Source organism: Leifsonia sp. 22587 (assembly GCF_052044215.1).
Taxonomy (GTDB): Bacteria; Actinomycetota; Actinomycetes; order Actinomycetales; family Microbacteriaceae; genus Leifsonia; species Leifsonia shinshuensis_C.
The window spans coordinates 428716-443094 of the sequence record NZ_JBQENB010000003.1; the positions used below are offsets into that span (position 1 = coordinate 428716).

At 72.8% G+C, this 14379-nt stretch carries 16 protein-coding genes; 11 read left to right on the forward strand and 5 right to left on the reverse strand.

Annotation, left to right across the window (positions count from 1 at the left end; translation table 11 throughout):
• The first annotated feature begins 266 nt into the window (after positions 1-266).
• From ACTJI1_RS14235 to ACTJI1_RS14275, 9 genes are all read left to right on the forward strand, one after another.
• Positions 267-1301: a LacI family DNA-binding transcriptional regulator gene (locus tag ACTJI1_RS14235; RefSeq protein WP_310132375.1), complete on the forward strand. Its 1035-nt coding sequence runs from the start codon at positions 267-269 to the stop codon at positions 1299-1301.
• A 535-nt stretch (positions 1302-1836) separates the two neighbouring features.
• Positions 1837-2982: a BadF/BadG/BcrA/BcrD ATPase family protein gene (locus ACTJI1_RS14240; RefSeq protein WP_440743144.1), complete on the forward strand. Its 1146-nt coding sequence runs from the start codon at positions 1837-1839 to the stop codon at positions 2980-2982.
• The gene (locus ACTJI1_RS14245; RefSeq protein WP_440743145.1) at positions 2979-4253 is read left to right on the forward strand and encodes a 6-phospho-beta-glucosidase; all 1275 of its coding nucleotides are present in this window, start codon (positions 2979-2981) and stop codon (positions 4251-4253) included. The genes ACTJI1_RS14240 and ACTJI1_RS14245 overlap by 4 nt, the downstream gene beginning before the upstream one ends.
• A complete protein-coding gene (locus tag ACTJI1_RS14250) occupies positions 4250-5839 on the forward strand; it encodes an FAD-dependent oxidoreductase (RefSeq protein WP_440743146.1) in 1590 nt (529 codons plus the stop codon). Before ACTJI1_RS14245 ends, ACTJI1_RS14250 begins: the two co-directional genes overlap by 4 nt.
• Positions 5840-5912: 73 nt before the next feature.
• Complete coding sequence (locus tag ACTJI1_RS14255; RefSeq protein WP_310132367.1) at positions 5913-6227, forward strand: DUF7882 family protein; 315 nt, start codon at positions 5913-5915, stop codon at positions 6225-6227.
• A 70-nt stretch (positions 6228-6297) separates the two neighbouring features.
• Complete coding sequence (locus tag ACTJI1_RS14260; RefSeq protein ID WP_310132366.1) at positions 6298-6789, forward strand: hypothetical protein; 492 nt, start codon at positions 6298-6300, stop codon at positions 6787-6789.
• Complete coding sequence (locus ACTJI1_RS14265; RefSeq protein ID WP_440743147.1) at positions 6770-7219, forward strand: DUF6098 family protein; 450 nt, start codon at positions 6770-6772, stop codon at positions 7217-7219. Before ACTJI1_RS14260 ends, ACTJI1_RS14265 begins: the two co-directional genes overlap by 20 nt.
• A complete protein-coding gene (locus tag ACTJI1_RS14270; RefSeq protein ID WP_310132363.1) occupies positions 7212-7871 on the forward strand; it encodes a hypothetical protein in 660 nt (219 codons plus the stop codon). The genes ACTJI1_RS14265 and ACTJI1_RS14270 overlap by 8 nt, the downstream gene beginning before the upstream one ends.
• Positions 7868-8833: a glycosyltransferase gene (locus ACTJI1_RS14275; RefSeq protein ID WP_440743148.1), complete on the forward strand. Its 966-nt coding sequence runs from the start codon at positions 7868-7870 to the stop codon at positions 8831-8833. The genes ACTJI1_RS14270 and ACTJI1_RS14275 overlap by 4 nt, the downstream gene beginning before the upstream one ends.
• 24 nt (positions 8834-8857) lie before the next feature.
• On the opposite strand, the gene ACTJI1_RS14280 is transcribed toward ACTJI1_RS14275, so the two are convergent.
• The 5 genes from ACTJI1_RS14280 to ACTJI1_RS14300 form a co-directional block, all read right to left on the reverse strand.
• Positions 8858-9724, reverse strand: a complete 867-nt coding sequence (locus ACTJI1_RS14280) for a hypothetical protein (RefSeq protein WP_440743149.1) — start codon at positions 9722-9724, stop codon at positions 8858-8860.
• A 28-nt stretch (positions 9725-9752) separates the two neighbouring features.
• The gene (locus tag ACTJI1_RS14285; protein WP_440743150.1) at positions 9753-10445 is read right to left on the reverse strand and encodes a hypothetical protein; all 693 of its coding nucleotides are present in this window, start codon (positions 10443-10445) and stop codon (positions 9753-9755) included.
• 33 nt (positions 10446-10478) lie between these two features.
• Positions 10479-12029 (reverse strand): FAD-dependent oxidoreductase, encoded by a 1551-nt coding sequence (locus ACTJI1_RS14290; RefSeq protein ID WP_440743151.1) that lies wholly within the window; start codon positions 12027-12029, stop codon positions 10479-10481.
• A gap of 81 nt (positions 12030-12110) precedes the next feature.
• On the reverse strand, positions 12111-12392 hold the full coding sequence (locus tag ACTJI1_RS14295; protein WP_310132356.1) for a hypothetical protein: 282 nt from the start codon (positions 12390-12392) through the stop codon (positions 12111-12113).
• A gap of 102 nt (positions 12393-12494) precedes the next feature.
• Positions 12495-12833, reverse strand: a complete 339-nt coding sequence (locus ACTJI1_RS14300) for a hypothetical protein (RefSeq protein WP_440743152.1) — start codon at positions 12831-12833, stop codon at positions 12495-12497.
• Positions 12834-12921: 88 nt separating this feature from the next.
• On the opposite strand from ACTJI1_RS14300, the gene ACTJI1_RS14305 reads away from it, so the two are divergent.
• The gene (locus tag ACTJI1_RS14305; protein ID WP_310132351.1) at positions 12922-13533 is read left to right on the forward strand and encodes a flavodoxin family protein; all 612 of its coding nucleotides are present in this window, start codon (positions 12922-12924) and stop codon (positions 13531-13533) included.
• 47 nt (positions 13534-13580) lie between these two features.
• The gene (locus tag ACTJI1_RS14310) at positions 13581-14369 is read left to right on the forward strand and encodes a putative protein N(5)-glutamine methyltransferase (protein ID WP_440743153.1); all 789 of its coding nucleotides are present in this window, start codon (positions 13581-13583) and stop codon (positions 14367-14369) included.
• Positions 14370-14379: the final 10 nt, after the last annotated feature.

Consider the following 14379-nt stretch of genomic DNA (forward strand, 5'->3'; position numbering starts at 1 on the left):
CCGTGCGGCGACGCGGAGGCGGGACGCACTGCCGCTGGTGTCGCCTCGCGGTGCGGGGCGTGGCGCGGTCCGGTCTCGCATCCCGGCGCCCGGCACGCGGGGGACGCGGTGAGGCGGTGTCCGGCGTCGCGGCGCCGCGCGGGAGGGGGCGCTGTGACGACGCGAGCGGGACCCGGGAGGCGCGGTCGCGCGGTGACCGTTATGGTGGATTTCGCCGGGCGTCCCGGCGCTCCGGCGCGCGACAGTCCCGCGCGAGAAGGGTGCCCATGATCGAGAACGACGCGGAGGGGGCTCCGCGCCGCGCGACGCTGAAGGATGTCGCGCTGGCGGCGGGGGTGTCGCAGTCCACCACATCCCGTGCTCTGAGCGGCGAAGGCTACGTCGCCGCGGGCGTGCGCGAGCGCGTGGTGGCGGCCGCAGAGTCCCTCGGCTACGTCCCGCACGCGATGGCCCGCAGCCTGCGCAAGCAGGACAGCCGCACGATCGGCGTGCTCATCTCCGACCTGCGGAACGCCTTCTACGCGGACCTCGCCGCCGGCATCGCCGCGCGTGCACGCCGCGAGGGCTACACGATGATGCTGGTCGACGATCAGGGATCCACCGAGGCCGAGATGGATGCGGCACGCGCCTTCGTCGCCACCCGCGTCGCCGGCGTGATCGTCACCCCGCTCTCCGGCGACGTGTCCGACTACCTGATGCGGCAACACATCCCCGTCATCGAGGCGGACCGCCAGTTCTCGGCGGGACGCTGCGACGCGGTCATCATCGATAACTCGGGCGTCGCCAAGCGGATGACCGACCACCTCATCGACCTCGGCCACCGCCGCATCGCGCTGTTCATCGATGAGACCACCTGGACAACCGGTGGGGAGCGCGCCGCCGGCTACCGCAGCTCGCTCGAGGGCTCGGGGATCGCGGCGGACCCGTCACTCGTGATCTCGACGGGATGGGACGCCGACGGCGCCCGCAAGTCGGCCATCGACATCCTCGCCCGCCGCGACCACCCGACCGCCATCTTCGCCGCGAACAACCTGCTGGCGGAGGGCGTGTGGCGGGCAACGAACGACCTGGGGCTGCGCATCCCCGAGGACGTCAGTGTCGTCTCGTTCGACGACTCCGAGTGGATGAGCATGGTGAGCCCCGGCATCACCGCGGTCGCGCAGGACGCCGTCGCCCTCGGCGAGACGGCCCTCGACCGCCTGCTCGGTCGCCTCAAGGACCCGGCGGCCGAACCGCAGACGATCGTCCTCGAGGCGCAGGTGCTGCCCCGCGGCTCCACCGCGGCGCCCCGCGCGCTGTAGCGGCGCGTCCGCCCCGCCTCGCGCGAGATTTGGCACAAATCGTGGTTATCGCGGGCCCCTTCCCGCGATTTGGCACAAATCTTCTGCGCGTGTCTGGCCAGGGCCTCCGAGCAGTGGACATTCGGCACGAATGTCGGGGTGGCGAACTGTGGAGGCGACATTCGGCACGAATCCCGCCGCGACGCGGTTAGGCGCGGTCGTCCCGAGATTTGGCACACATCGTGGTTATGGCGGCCCGTTTCCCGCGATTTGGCACAAATCTTCGGCGGAGGCGGGAGCACATTCGGCACGAATGTCGGGATGGCGGGCTGGGGAGGCGGCATTCGGCACGAATGTTGAGGTGGCGGCCTCCACAGGGGATATCCCCGCTAGTGCGGGATGGCCGGCGGCGGGAGCACGTTCGGCACGAATGTCGGGATGGCGGGCTGGGAAGGCGACATTCGGCACGAATGGCGCACCGCCTGCGCAGGCCGCCAGAAAGCGAGGGTGGAAACGATCCCATATTTGCGGCAGGATGGGCGCGGCGAAAGGACCGATGCTGACCACCTTCCCGAACCGAGCCGATGAGCCGGCCCTGGCCGTCGCGATCGACGGCGGCAACTCGAAGACCGAGGTCGTCGTGCTGGAGCGCGTCCGGGATGGGGCTGACGGGCTGGTCGAGCGGATGCGCGCGATCGGCGGGGGCAGCGGGTCCGGGCCGCAGGCGGTCGTCGCAGCGGTGCGGGATGTGGTGGCCGAGCGGGGCATCCAGCCGGAGCGGGTCGCCTGGGTGTCGGCGGCGATCGCGGGGCTGGACTTCCCTGGCGATGAGACGGTGCACGGTTGGGCCCTGGCGGGGCTTTTCCCGAATGCCGAGATCGAGGTCGTCGGCGACGCGGTTGCCGTACTGGAAGCGGGCGGCGGGGCGGGCGACGCGCTCGCCGTCGTGTGCGGCGCCGGGCTGAACGCGGTCGCACGCGGGCCGCTCGGTGTAGCGACCGTTCCGGCGCTCGGATGGGTGAGCGGGGACTGGGGCGGCGGTGACGAACTGGGGCGCGAGGCGGTACGTGCTGCCGCGCGCGCCGAGGACGGCCGCGGGCCGGAGACGGCGCTGCTGGCGCTGGTCCTCGCGCAGACGGGCGTGCCCGACACGGTGTCCCTCGCCCGCAGCATCCGGGACGGACGCGTCAGCATGAAGCAGGTCGGCGCGCTGGCGACGACGGTCGCACGCGCTGCCGCGGAGGGTGATCCCGTCGCGACGGAGCTCATGGGTCGCGCCGCCCGCGAGGCCGTACTGCTCGCCGGTGTGGTGACGCGCGGTGCGTGGGGCGCGGAGGTGCACGTCCCGCCGGGTACGCCGGCGGCGCTGGCCGGCGGCCTGTTCGCGGACGAGGGGTTCCGCACCGCAGTGTCCGAGGGGTTGCGCGCGCTGGGCTTCGACCCGCGGCCGCTCGCGTTCCGTCCGGTCGACGGCCTGGTCCGCGCACTACGCGACCGCGCCGCCGACCTCCCGGCCGCCCCCGGCCGCCCGCTCGCTCCCGAGCGCGCCGCCGCTGCGGAGCGCCCCGCTCCCGACCGGCTCGCCGCCAACGACCTCCTCGCCGCTCCCGACCTCCCCGCCGCGCCCGACCTCCCGGAGAACACTCCCGACCTCCCGGCAATCACCCCCACCCAACCCCCCGAACGAAAGGACCCCCGATGAAGGTCACCGTCATCGGCGCCGGCTCCACGTACACGCCCGAGCTGGTCTCCGGCCTCTGGAAAGAGCGCGAGCGCCTCACGGTCGACGAGCTGTGGCTCATGGACGTCGACGGTCCCCGGCTGGAGATCGTGGGCGGCATGGTGCGCCGGATGCTCGCGCGGCAGGGCGCCGACGTCCCGGTGAGCCTGACGACCGATCGCACCGCCGCGATCGAGGGGGCGGATGCGGTGCTCATCCAGCTCCGGGTCGGCGGGCAGCGCGCGCGCCTGCAGGACGAGCTGTTCCCGCTCGCGTGCGACTGCGTCGGGCAGGAGACCACCGGCGCCGGCGGGCTCGCCAAGGCGCTGCGGACCGTCCCGGTGGTGCTGGACATCGCGCGCGAGGCCCGCGACAAAGCGAACCCGGGTGCGTGGGTCGTCGACTTCACCAACCCGGTCGGCATCAACACCCGGGCGCTGCTCGACGACGGTCACAACGCCATCGGGCTGTGCAACTTCGCGATCGGCGTGCAGCGCTGGATCGCCCGAGAGCACGGGGTGGAGCCGCACCGCGTCGAGGTCGACCCGGTCGGGCTGAACCACCTGTCATGGGTGCGCCACATCCGCGTGGACGGCGAGGATGTGCTCCCGCGCATGATCGCTGAGCGCTCCGACGAGCTGGGCCGACGCGGCGGCGTAACGGGCGAGCTGATCCGCGACCTCGGTGTGCTGCCGTCGTACTACCTGAAGTACTACTACGCGCACGACGCGACCGTGGCGGAGATGAAGGCGGGCACGCCCCGCGCGACGGTCGTCGCCGACGTCGAGCGCGAACTGCTGCAGCTGTACGCGGACCCGCGCGTCGACACCAAGCCGCCGCAGCTGGAGGCTCGTGGCGGCGCCTTCTACAGCGAGGCGGCGACCGCGCTGCTCGCCTCGCTCGTGGCGGGAACGGGCGACAACCACGTCGTGAACGTCCGCAACGACGGCCTGATCGCCGGGCTCGCCGACGACGACGTGGTGGAGACCCTGTGCCGGGTGGATGCGTCGGGCGCGACGCCGCTGCCGCAGGAGCCGGTCGCGCCGGAGCTGCTCGGCCTCATCCAGCACGTCAGCGCCTACGAGCGGCTGGCCGCTCGGGCCGCCGTGACGGGCGACCGACGCCTGGTCCGGATGGCGCTGCTCGCGCATCCGCTCGTCGGCCAGTGGGACCTGGTCACCGCCCTGGAGCGCGGGCTGTTCGAGACCGGCGGCGACCTGCTGCCGCAGTTCTCGGAGCGCGCGGGCGCATGACCCGCTCCGCGGACGTCGTCGTGTACGGCGCCACGTCGGCGGGCGTGGCCGCGGCGGTCGCCGCGGGGGAGGCGGGCGCGCGCGTCCTGCTGCTCGAGCCGGGGCGGCACCTGGGCGGGATGACGTCGGGCGGCCTCGGCTACACCGACGTCGGCGACGCGCGGGCGCTGGGCGGAGCGGCGGCACGGCTGCGCGCGGACATCGCCGAGCACTACGGAACCGCGCCCGGACGCTACGCCGGCCCCGAGCCGCACGTGGCGGAGGGGATCTTCCGCCGCTGGCTCGAGCGCGCCGGGGTCGATGTGGAGTTCGACGCCCGCCTGCTCGGGGTCGAGACGGCGGAGCGACGCGGCGGACGCGACGGACACCGCGGCCACGACGGCCGCGACGGCCGCGAGCTCCGGGCAGTCATGGTCGCGGGCGCCGGCCGGGTCGAGGGCGCAGTGTTCATCGACGCGAGCTACGAGGGCGACCTGCTGGCGGCCGCGGGCGTGCCCTACCGGGTGGGTCGTGAGGACCGCTCGCTGTACGGCGAACGGTTCGCCGGACGGCAGGAGCTGCTGCCCGGGATGCACAACATGCCTCCCTGGGTCTCTCCCTTCGCCGGCGACCCGACGGGCCGGGTCGAGGGCCGCATCCTGCCGCAACTGCACGACCGCCTGCTCGCGGGCATCGGTGAGGGCGACGGCGGCGTGATGTCGTACGGATACCGGGTCTGCCTGACGACCGCGGCCGACCGCATCCCGTTCGAACGGCCGGACGACTACGACGAGGAGTACTGGGAGCTCGGGCGACGGCTGTTCGCGCGCGATCGCCGCGAGGGCGTCGAGCGCTCGGCGGGGGCGATGCTCGGCCTCGAGCCCAACCTTCCGGGCGGGATGGCCGACGGCAATTCGCTGGGTCCGGTGTCGCTGAGCGTGCTGGACGGCTCGGCATGGGAGTACCCGGACGCTTCCCCCGAGCGGCGGGAGGAGCTGCGCCTGCACCACCTGTCGCACACGCGCGGCTTCCTCTACTTCCTCTCGCACGACCCGGCCGTGACCGCGGGCATCCGCCGCGAGCTGGCGCGCTGGGGGCTGCCGCGCGGCGAGTTCGCGGACACGGGGCACCTCCCGCACCAGCTGTACGTGCGGGAGGCGCGGCGGATGCTGGGCGAGCGTGTGCTCACCGAGCACGACCTCCTGGCGGGGGCGATCCCGTCCGACACGGTGGCCCTCGGGTCGTACCACATCGACGTCCGCGAGGTTCAGCGGGTCTGGCGGTGGGTCTACGAGCATCCCGAGCCGATCGGCACGGTCTTCACCGAGGGCTACCTCTCGGTGCCCGTGCCGCTGTACGGCATCCCGTACGCGTCGCTCGTGCCGCGCCGGGTGGATGCGGTCAACCTGCTGGTACCGGTCTGCCTGTCCGCGTCGGCGGTGGCGTTCGCCTCGGTCCGGATGGAGCCGCAGTACATGATGCTGGGGCAGGCCGCCGGTGTCGCGGCGGCGCTCGCCGCGGGGCGCGGGGACGACGTCCAGGACGTCGACGTCGAGGTGCTGCGCGACCGCCTCCGCACGACCGGCCAGCGGGTCGAACCGGTTTAACCACGGTCTGGGACCGGTGTCAATCCCCCTGACACGAAAGGATTTCGGTGCCGCCTTAAGGCACTATGAGGTTATGGGAAAACTCGTCTACGGCGCCGGACAGGAGTACGACCTCGATGACCGCGTACTCAGCCACGTCAAGCTCGCGATCGTCGCGAAGCTGCGGCGTCACGAGAGCTTCCTGCTGAACTGGGATGTGCCGGTCGAGCAGGGCTCCGGGCGCGTCTCGCTCTGGATCAGCCGCGAGGTCCCGCTGGCGTTCCAGTTCAGCGGCAGCCGTCCCCCGGCGATCAACCCCCAGTGGCTCGAAGCGCTGATGCACACGTCGCAGCGCACCGGCGGGATGGTCATCATGGCCGAGGACGAGATCGCCCACCACATGCCCTGAATGGGGGGCACGGTTCGAGCGCTTCGTCAATCCCCTGCTTTTCCGGAGGGTCCGCCTTAGCTTTGCTTGCATGGGCGATATGACGGCGAGTGCGGTGCTTATGATGCTGCCGCGCCGAGCCCGGACTCCCGTCGCCGTTCTGGCGGAGGGGCCGGTCCCCTCCTCCCTCCGGTTGGACGTGTTCGGCGGACGCGACCTCTTCGTCCGTATGCGGCGAGGGACGGGCGTCCACGGGCTCAGCGAGCCGTACCGGGAGCAGCCGCGCGACGAGTACCCGGCGGAGTCCGACCCCGCGGTGGTGGTCACCTCAGACAGCCACGCCCCCGCGCGCTTCGCCTGCTCCGCCTCGGTGTTCGGGGCGACGGACGTCATCGTCTTCGTCCCCCTGGACGCGGACGGCGAGGCGCCCGCTCATGTCAGGATCCCCATCCCGTCGCTCGATCGACCGTCGTGGCACGACTACGAACTGGTCTCGCGCACCCGGATGGAGTGCCGTTACCGCGTCGCCGACACGAACGACGCCATCCCCGTTGGAGGTTCCCGTGCTGTATCAGCTCTCTGAGGTCGAGCGGCTGCTCGCCGAGACGCCGGGGCTGTACGTCCGCTACTCCGCCGGTTACGCCTCAGACCTGGAGGACGGGTCGGTGGATGCCGAGAGCGGCCTGCCGCTGCCCGGCCTCAGCGCGCATCCGCTCGACGCCGAGCCCTGGTGGACGCTGCCGCGCGTGGAGTGGATCGCCCGCCAGATCAGCCGTCTGCCGGCCCCGCGTCACGCCCCGCAGGACGGCTCCCGGCCCGACCGCTTCGCCTGGCTGCTGCGCGGCACCGTGGCCGGGCGCGGCCCGGACGGCGAGGCCCTGATCGCCGATGTCGAGGTCGTCGGCCGACTGGCCGAGTGCCTCATCGAGCAGGCGGACCGGGTCTGGGGCGCCCGCTTCGACGCCGAGCTCGGGCGCCGGGAGGCGGAGCTCGTCTCGGTGGCGCATGCCTGAGGCGGTCGACGTGGAGCCCGGAACCGAGACGACCGTCGCCGCGAGCGCCGTGCTGCAGCTGATCTCCGACAGCCCGTCGGGTGGGACGGCCATCGTGCTGCGGCGGCCGGAGGCGCCCCCGTTCATCGTGATGGGCGACGACACCGAGGAGGGTTTCGCCCGGCTGCGGCGCGGGACCATCGCCTACGGCATCCCGGAGTCGTATCAGGCCCTGCCCCGCGACATGATCCGCGCGGGCCACATCCTTCACGTCCGTGACGACCACCAGCCTGCGCGGGTGGACAAAGCCGGCTCGATCTTCGGACCGGAGCCGGACAAGCTCTGGGTGCCGTTGGACGACGAACGGCGGCCGTTCGCGCGGATGCAGGTGCCCATCCCGTCGCTGGAGCGACCGGCCTTCGTCGAGTTCGTCCTGATCGGTGGCGACGAGGTGCTCGAGTACCGCCTGGACGGCGAGGCGCGGCTCGGTGACGGCTACATCTGCTCGTACTGCGGCAAGCTGTGCGCGCAGAAGGAGCCCCACACCGCCGCGCACGGGGTCGCCGGGCACACCCACGCCGGCGTTCCGGCGGGCCAGGACCAGGACGGCCCCGCTCCGGAGACCGGCCCGCTCGAGGTCCGGGGCCACCCCGGCCCCGGGTCGCAGCTGTGAGCCGCGCGTTGCGGCTGCTGGTCTGGCAGGTCCACGGCGGGTGGATGGACGCCTTCGTCCGCGGCCGGCACACGTACCTGCTGCCGCTGGATGCGGAGGGCGGCGGTGGAGTCGGCGCTCGCGACTGGCCGGCCAACGTGGTCGACGTCCCCGAGGCGGAGCTCGCGTCGACCCCGTTCGACGCGGTGATCCTGCAGCGGCTGGAGGAGTTCGACCTGGTGGAGCGGCTCACCGGCCGCAGACCCGGCGTCGACGTGCCGGTGGTCTTCGTCGAGCACAACACACCGCAGGACAGCGTCCCGAACTCGCGGCATCCGCTCGCCGACCGCGACGACGTGATGATCGCGCACGTCACGCACTTCAACGCGCTCTTCTGGGACACGGGATCGACCCGGACGACCGTCATCGAGCACGGTGTCGTGGATTACGGCAACTTCTTCACGGGCGAGCTCCCGCGGGCGGCGGCGGTCATCAACGAACCGGTGCGACGGTGGCGGGTGACCGGGTCGGACCTGCTCGGCGGGTTCGCGGCGGTCGCCCCGGTCGACGTGTTCGGGATGCAGGTGGACGGGCTCGCCCAGGCGCTGGGCGTCGGGGCCGACCGGGTGGTCGCGGCCGGCGACATCGAGGCACCGCGCCTGTTCGCCGAGGTGGGCCGCCGGCGCGTCTACGTGCACCCCAACCGGTGGACCTCCCTCGGGCTGTCCCTCCTGGAGTCGATGACGGCCGGCGTCCCGGTGGTCGCGCTGGATGCGACGGATGCGCGCCGCGCGGTCGTCCCGGGGGTGGGCGTCGTCTCCACCGACCCGGCCGAGCTGCACGACGCGGTGCGGGCGTTCGTCGACGACCCCGGTCGCGGCGCGGAGACCGGGGAGCGGGCGCGGGAGTGGGCGCTCGAGCGCTTCGGGCTCGGCCGCTACCAGGCCGACTGGGACGAGCTGCTCGCGCGCTGGGTCGGCTGACCTGCGCGAAAGGGCACCTGCCGGTCAGTCGTCGCGCGCGTCTCGCAGCGCCTTCTCGGCATCCCGCACAGCGTGCTGCGCCTCCGAGAGCCGGCCGCGCAGCTCACGCTCGGCCGCGCGCACCTCGTTGAGGTCGTCCAGGATGCGCTGCAGGCGTCGCTGGAGCCGCTCGCGCTCCCCTTCGAGGTCACCCCGGCGGTCCACCGTCTCGTCGAGCTCGTCGTCGATCGCGTCGGCGTCCGCCCGGGCGCGCTCGACCGCCTTCTCGGCGGCGCGGACGCGGCGCTGCCGCTCGCGGCGCTCGCTGGCCGACTCCTCCTGCTCGGCAGGCGTTTCGTCGTCCTGCCGATCGTCGCCGGCTGCCGCGGACCGTCCGGAACCGGACCGCTTCGACCGCGGTGACGGCGTCGGGAAGTCCTCGATCTCGATGGGGAGGGCCACCGCATCCGACACGTCGACCTGCTCCAGCCCGGTCGACTCGAGGGCGCGGACGAGCATCCCGCTGCGCACCGCAGCCGCCGCGGCCGGGTCGATGACCGCCGCCTGGAGGGTCTCCTCCACCTCGCGCTGGACGGCCGGGCTGAGACCCAGCCCCTCGGTGGCGCGCTGCAGCATCCGCTGACGCTCCTGGGTGAGCGAGCGGATCTCGGCACGGTCGCGCGCGGCGAAGGCGTCGCGCATCCGTGCTCCGATGTCGAGCACGTCGCCGACCAGGTCGGGATGCTCGCGCATCAGCGCGTTCACCGCCGCGGCCGAGGCCGACGGCTTGCGCAGCGCCTTGATCTCCTTGGCGGTGGGGCGGTCGGCCTGCGCCGCGGCCGCGTTGCGACGCGCGATGAAGTCGCCGGGGGCAGCGGCATACAGCTCGCCGGCGACCTCCCGAACGTCCATGCCGCGAGTGTACGCGCGCGGCGACGGGTCAGGCGCGGGGTGCCTTCGCCGCCTTGACCGCCGCGAACCACTCGTTCGACGGGCGCAGCCAGATGAGAATGACGCCGACGACGGCGAGCGCGAACTGGAGGAACCCGGCACCGTAGCCGTTGATGATGTTCAGCAGCGACAGGACGGTGAGGACGGTCAGCACGATCCGAGCCCAGTTCGCGCCGCGGCGCATGAAGAACGCGAACAGGACGAGCGCCACGGCCCAGAAGATCAGGGTGATGATCGCCCAGGTGGTGGCGCCGGCGATGACGGCGTCGGCGACGCTCTCGGGGTTGGCCGAGCCGTTCCGGTTGGATTCGCGCACGGCCTCCAGGAAGTCGGCGCGCTGCGAGCCGATCGCCACGATCGTGATGATCCCGCTGATGACGCTGAGCACGGCGCCGGCGACGAAGAGCCAGAAGGCGATGTTGACGTTGCGCGGCGGCGCGGTCGGGTCCGCGAGCGGAGCGCCGGCCGGGTAGCCGGACGCGGCTGCCCCCGGGTACGCGGGAGGCGGCGGGGGCGCGGCCGGGAAGCCCTGGCCGGCCGGCGCGGGCGGCTCGACCGGCTCAGCGGGCGTCGCGGCGGGCGCGGCCGGCGCAGCGTCGGGTGCGGGCGGCGGGGTCGTCGGCTCGCCGGGCCCGGTGGATCCGGCGGGGCGCGGCGTGCTCTCGTCGTCAGGGATCGTCATGCCGCGACCCTACTCCCGGCCCGCGCAGGCTGACTAGGCCTGACGAGCCGCCCCACCGGGGGCGCCGTCGCCCGCCGTGGCGTCCGCGGGCGCGGCCGGGGCCGTCCCCAGCGGCTGAGTCGCCGGACCCTCGAGCACCGTTCCGTCCGGCGCGAAGCGCGAGCCGTGGAGCGGGCAGTCCCACGAGAGTTCCGCGTCGTTCCAGCGCACCACGCCGCCGAGGTGCGTGCACACCGCCGTCAGGGCGCAGGTGGTCCCCTCGACCGTGGAGACGGCGACCGGCGTGCGGCCCCGGCGGCCGACCACGCCCGTGCCCTCGGCGACCGGCTCGTCGCCGAGCTCCGGTGCGGTCTGCGCGGCCGCCCATTCCGTCACGGCCGCCTTGCCGACGCCCGCGTTCATCGCGACGCCCGAGGCGATGTCGACGGGCCGGGTCACGCGGTGATGCATTACCCGCGCCCATTCGAGCGTCTCGCCGGTCAGGTCGGCGGTGAGGCTGAGCGCCGAGGCGATCGCATTCGTCATGCCCCACTTGTCGTACCCGGTCGCGAGGTAGACGCGGCCGCGGCCGCGGGGGAGCCAGCCGACGAACGGGACGCGGTTGGCGGACCGGTAGTCCTGCGCCGCCCACCAGTGCGTCCTTTCGGCGCCCGGGAACGTGCGCTCCGCCCACGCGGACAGATCGGCGAGCTTCTCCGCCGGCGAGTCGGCGCGCCCGGCGGGATGGCCGTTGCCGCCGACGAGGAGCAGTTCCGAGCCGTCCGCAGCCGCGGCCGTGCGGAGCGAGCGCGTCGGCGCGTCGGCCGAGAGGTACATCCCCTGCGGGATGTCGCCCGGCACGCGGTAGGCGGTGACGTACGACCGCGTCGGCTCGACCTTCGCGAAGTACAGGCCGCGGTCCAGGATGGGCGTCCCCGTCGCGAGGATCACCTGGTCCGCGCGCGACGTCCCCGACGTGCTCGTGACGACCGCCGGCTTCGACGCCGACACATCGGTGACGCGCTCGCCCTCGACGATCCGCCCGCCCAGGCGGCGGAACTCGGCGGCCAGTGCGGCCAGCACCCGGAGGGGATGCACCTGGGCCTGACCGCCCAGCTTGAGCACCCCCTCGACCGGGAACGGCAGCTCCGTGCTCCGCTCCTCGACCGCGTCCAGGCCGGCCACGCGCGCTGCGGCGAGCTCCGCATCCAGCTTGTCCAGTCCGTCCAGCGTCGTCGCGTACGTGACGGCGTCGCGCATCTCGAACGGCACCCGCTGCTCCTCGAGGAAGTCGAGCAGCCACCCCTGGCCGGCCGTGTTGCCGTCGACGTAGGCGCAGAGCACCGCGTCGGAGGAATGACGGCGGATCGAGGAGAGCGTCGTGCCCTGCAACAGGCTCACCTTGCCGGTCGTGTTGCCGGTGGTGACCGCGCCGACGGTGCGCGCCTCCAGGACGAGCACCCGCATCCCGGAGCGCGAGAGCATCAGCGCCGTGGCGAGGCCGGTCAGGCCGGCGCCGACGACGATCGTGTCGTAGTGCCCGTCCCACTCGAACGAGTCGGTGGGGATGGACGGGGAGGTCTCGAGCCAGAGGGAGGTCGGCATGAGACGAGCATCCCCCTCCGTCGTGGTGGCCGGAAGCGGTTGACTTACGCCGCCGAAGGCCTGGCGGGCCTCAGCGGGCCCTCAGGCCAGGGAGTCGAAGTCGAACCAGAACGCGTCGTCGTCGTCCTCGCCGGCGGCCGAGCCGGTGGAGACGGGGTCGCGCGGGATGGTCGCGGTCTCGATGCGCACCTTCGTCTGGCTGGTGACGAAGATCTCGCTCGGCGGACGACTGGACTGCGTGATGGAGACGAAGTCGCCGTCGTTCCTGCTCGCTTCGACGACCCTGCTCTTCAGCTCCTCGACCGGCGCGCGGTCGACGAAGGTGAACCTCAGGTCGTCGATGTAGACGTGGAACACCTGCATTACCCTCTCCCGGTCGTCGGTTACTCGCCCGATAGTACGCGGCGAATCGGGTTGCGCCAGGTGCACTCGCGTATTCGCGAAACGCGCCGCCCCGCGCGGCGGTCAGAGGAGGTCGTAGTCGAGGTCGGGCATGTCGTCGGTCCCGTGTTCGACGTAGGTGGCCTTCTGCGGTCCCAGGGCGGCGATCTTGTCCTCGAACTCGGCGACGAACGGCTCGTCGAGCAGTTCGGGACCGGAGTACGGCTCGTCTTCGGCGAGGATCTGTGACGCGGGCCCGAGCAGCATGAGCGCCTCGCCCGTCCCACCGCCCTCGATGACCACCGGAGCGTGAACCTCCGCGGCGTCATTCTTGTGGGCCAGTGCGGCAGCGAAGCGCACCAGGACGTCGGCGATGTCGTCTCCCGTCAGGAGCGAACCGCTTGCATAGTAGATGCGCTTCATCACCCATCCATACGGTCACCTGGGCATAAGGTCAAGGTCGCGGGGGAACCGGTTGCGGTTTTCGCCGGGGGCGCGTTCACTCCGCGGCATGACCGATGAGAACCGTCCCCTGACCGCGCTCGCCCTCGTCTGCACGCTGAAGCCGTCGCCGAACGAGTCCAGCAGCCAGCTCCTCGCCCGGCAGTTGCTGGACGAGCTGGCCACCCACGACGTGACGGGCACGGCCGTCCGGCTCGTCGACTACGACATCAAGCCCGGCGTCGAACTGGACGAGGGCGAGGGCGACGAATGGCCGAAGATCCGCGAGCAGGTGATCGCCTCGGACATCCTGCTGATCGTCACGCCGACGTGGATGGGGCACCTCTCGTCGGTCGCGCAGCGGGCGCTGGAGCGGCTGGATGCGGAGCTGTCCGAGACCGACGAGGACGGCCGTCCCCTGGTGGAGGGCAAGGTCGCCATCGTGGGCGTCGTCGGCAACGAGGACGGTGCGCATGCGATCATCGCCGACCTGTTCCAGGGGCTCAACGACGTCGGCTTCAGCATCCCCTCGCAGGGCGCCACGTATTGGAACGGCGAGGCGATGGGCTCGGTCGACTACAAGGACCTGGACGAGACGCCGGAGTCGGTCGCGGGCACGAACGCGACGGTCGCGAACAACGCGGCGCACCTGGCCCGGCTGCTGGCGGCGCAGCCGTACTGATCCCCGGGCGACCGCGCCCCGGGCTTCCGCGCCGCTAGCATGACGGCGTGCCCGAACCGGATGCTGGAATCGTCGCGCGCCTGAGGGCGGCAGGCTGCGTCTTCGCGGAGGACGAGGCGCGGCTGCTCACCGAAGCTGCTCGTTCGTCCGCCGAGCTGGAGCGCCTCGTCTCCCGCCGGGTCGCCGGCGAGCCGCTCGAACCGCTGCTCGGCTGGGTCGAGTTCGGCGGCCTGCGGCTGCGCATCGGGCCCGGAGTGTTCGTGCCCCGCCGCCGCACCGAACTGCTGGCGCGGAGGGCCGCCGGGCTTGCGCGCGACGCAATGGAGCGGTCGGGCCGTGCCGTCGTCCTCGACCTGTGCTGCGGAGCGGGCGCGATCGGCGCCGTCGTCGCGTCCTCCGTCCCCGATGCGGAGGTGTTCGCGTCGGACGTGGACCCGGCCGCCGTGGCGTGCGCCCGGCAGAACCTCGCGGCGGACCGCGTCTTCGAAGGGGACCTGTTCGATGCCCTCCCCGCCGCCCTCCGTGGCCGCGTGGACGTGCTGGCCGTGAACGCACCCTACGTGCCGACCGCCGCGATCCCGCTGATGCCGCCGGAGGCGCGCGACTACGAGCCGGGCGTCGCGCTGGACGGTGGACCGGACGGCCTCGACCTGCACCGCCGGATCGCCGCGGAGGCGTCGTCCTGGCTCGCTCCAGGAGGCACCCTGCTGATCGAGGCGGGTGAGGAGCAGGCGGAGGCGTCCGCGGCCCTGTTCGCGGCCTCTGGGCTGCGGACCAGCGTCGAGGCGGACGACGAGGTGGGGGCGACGGTGGTGCTGGCGACGGCCGTGCGATAGGTCTACCGTG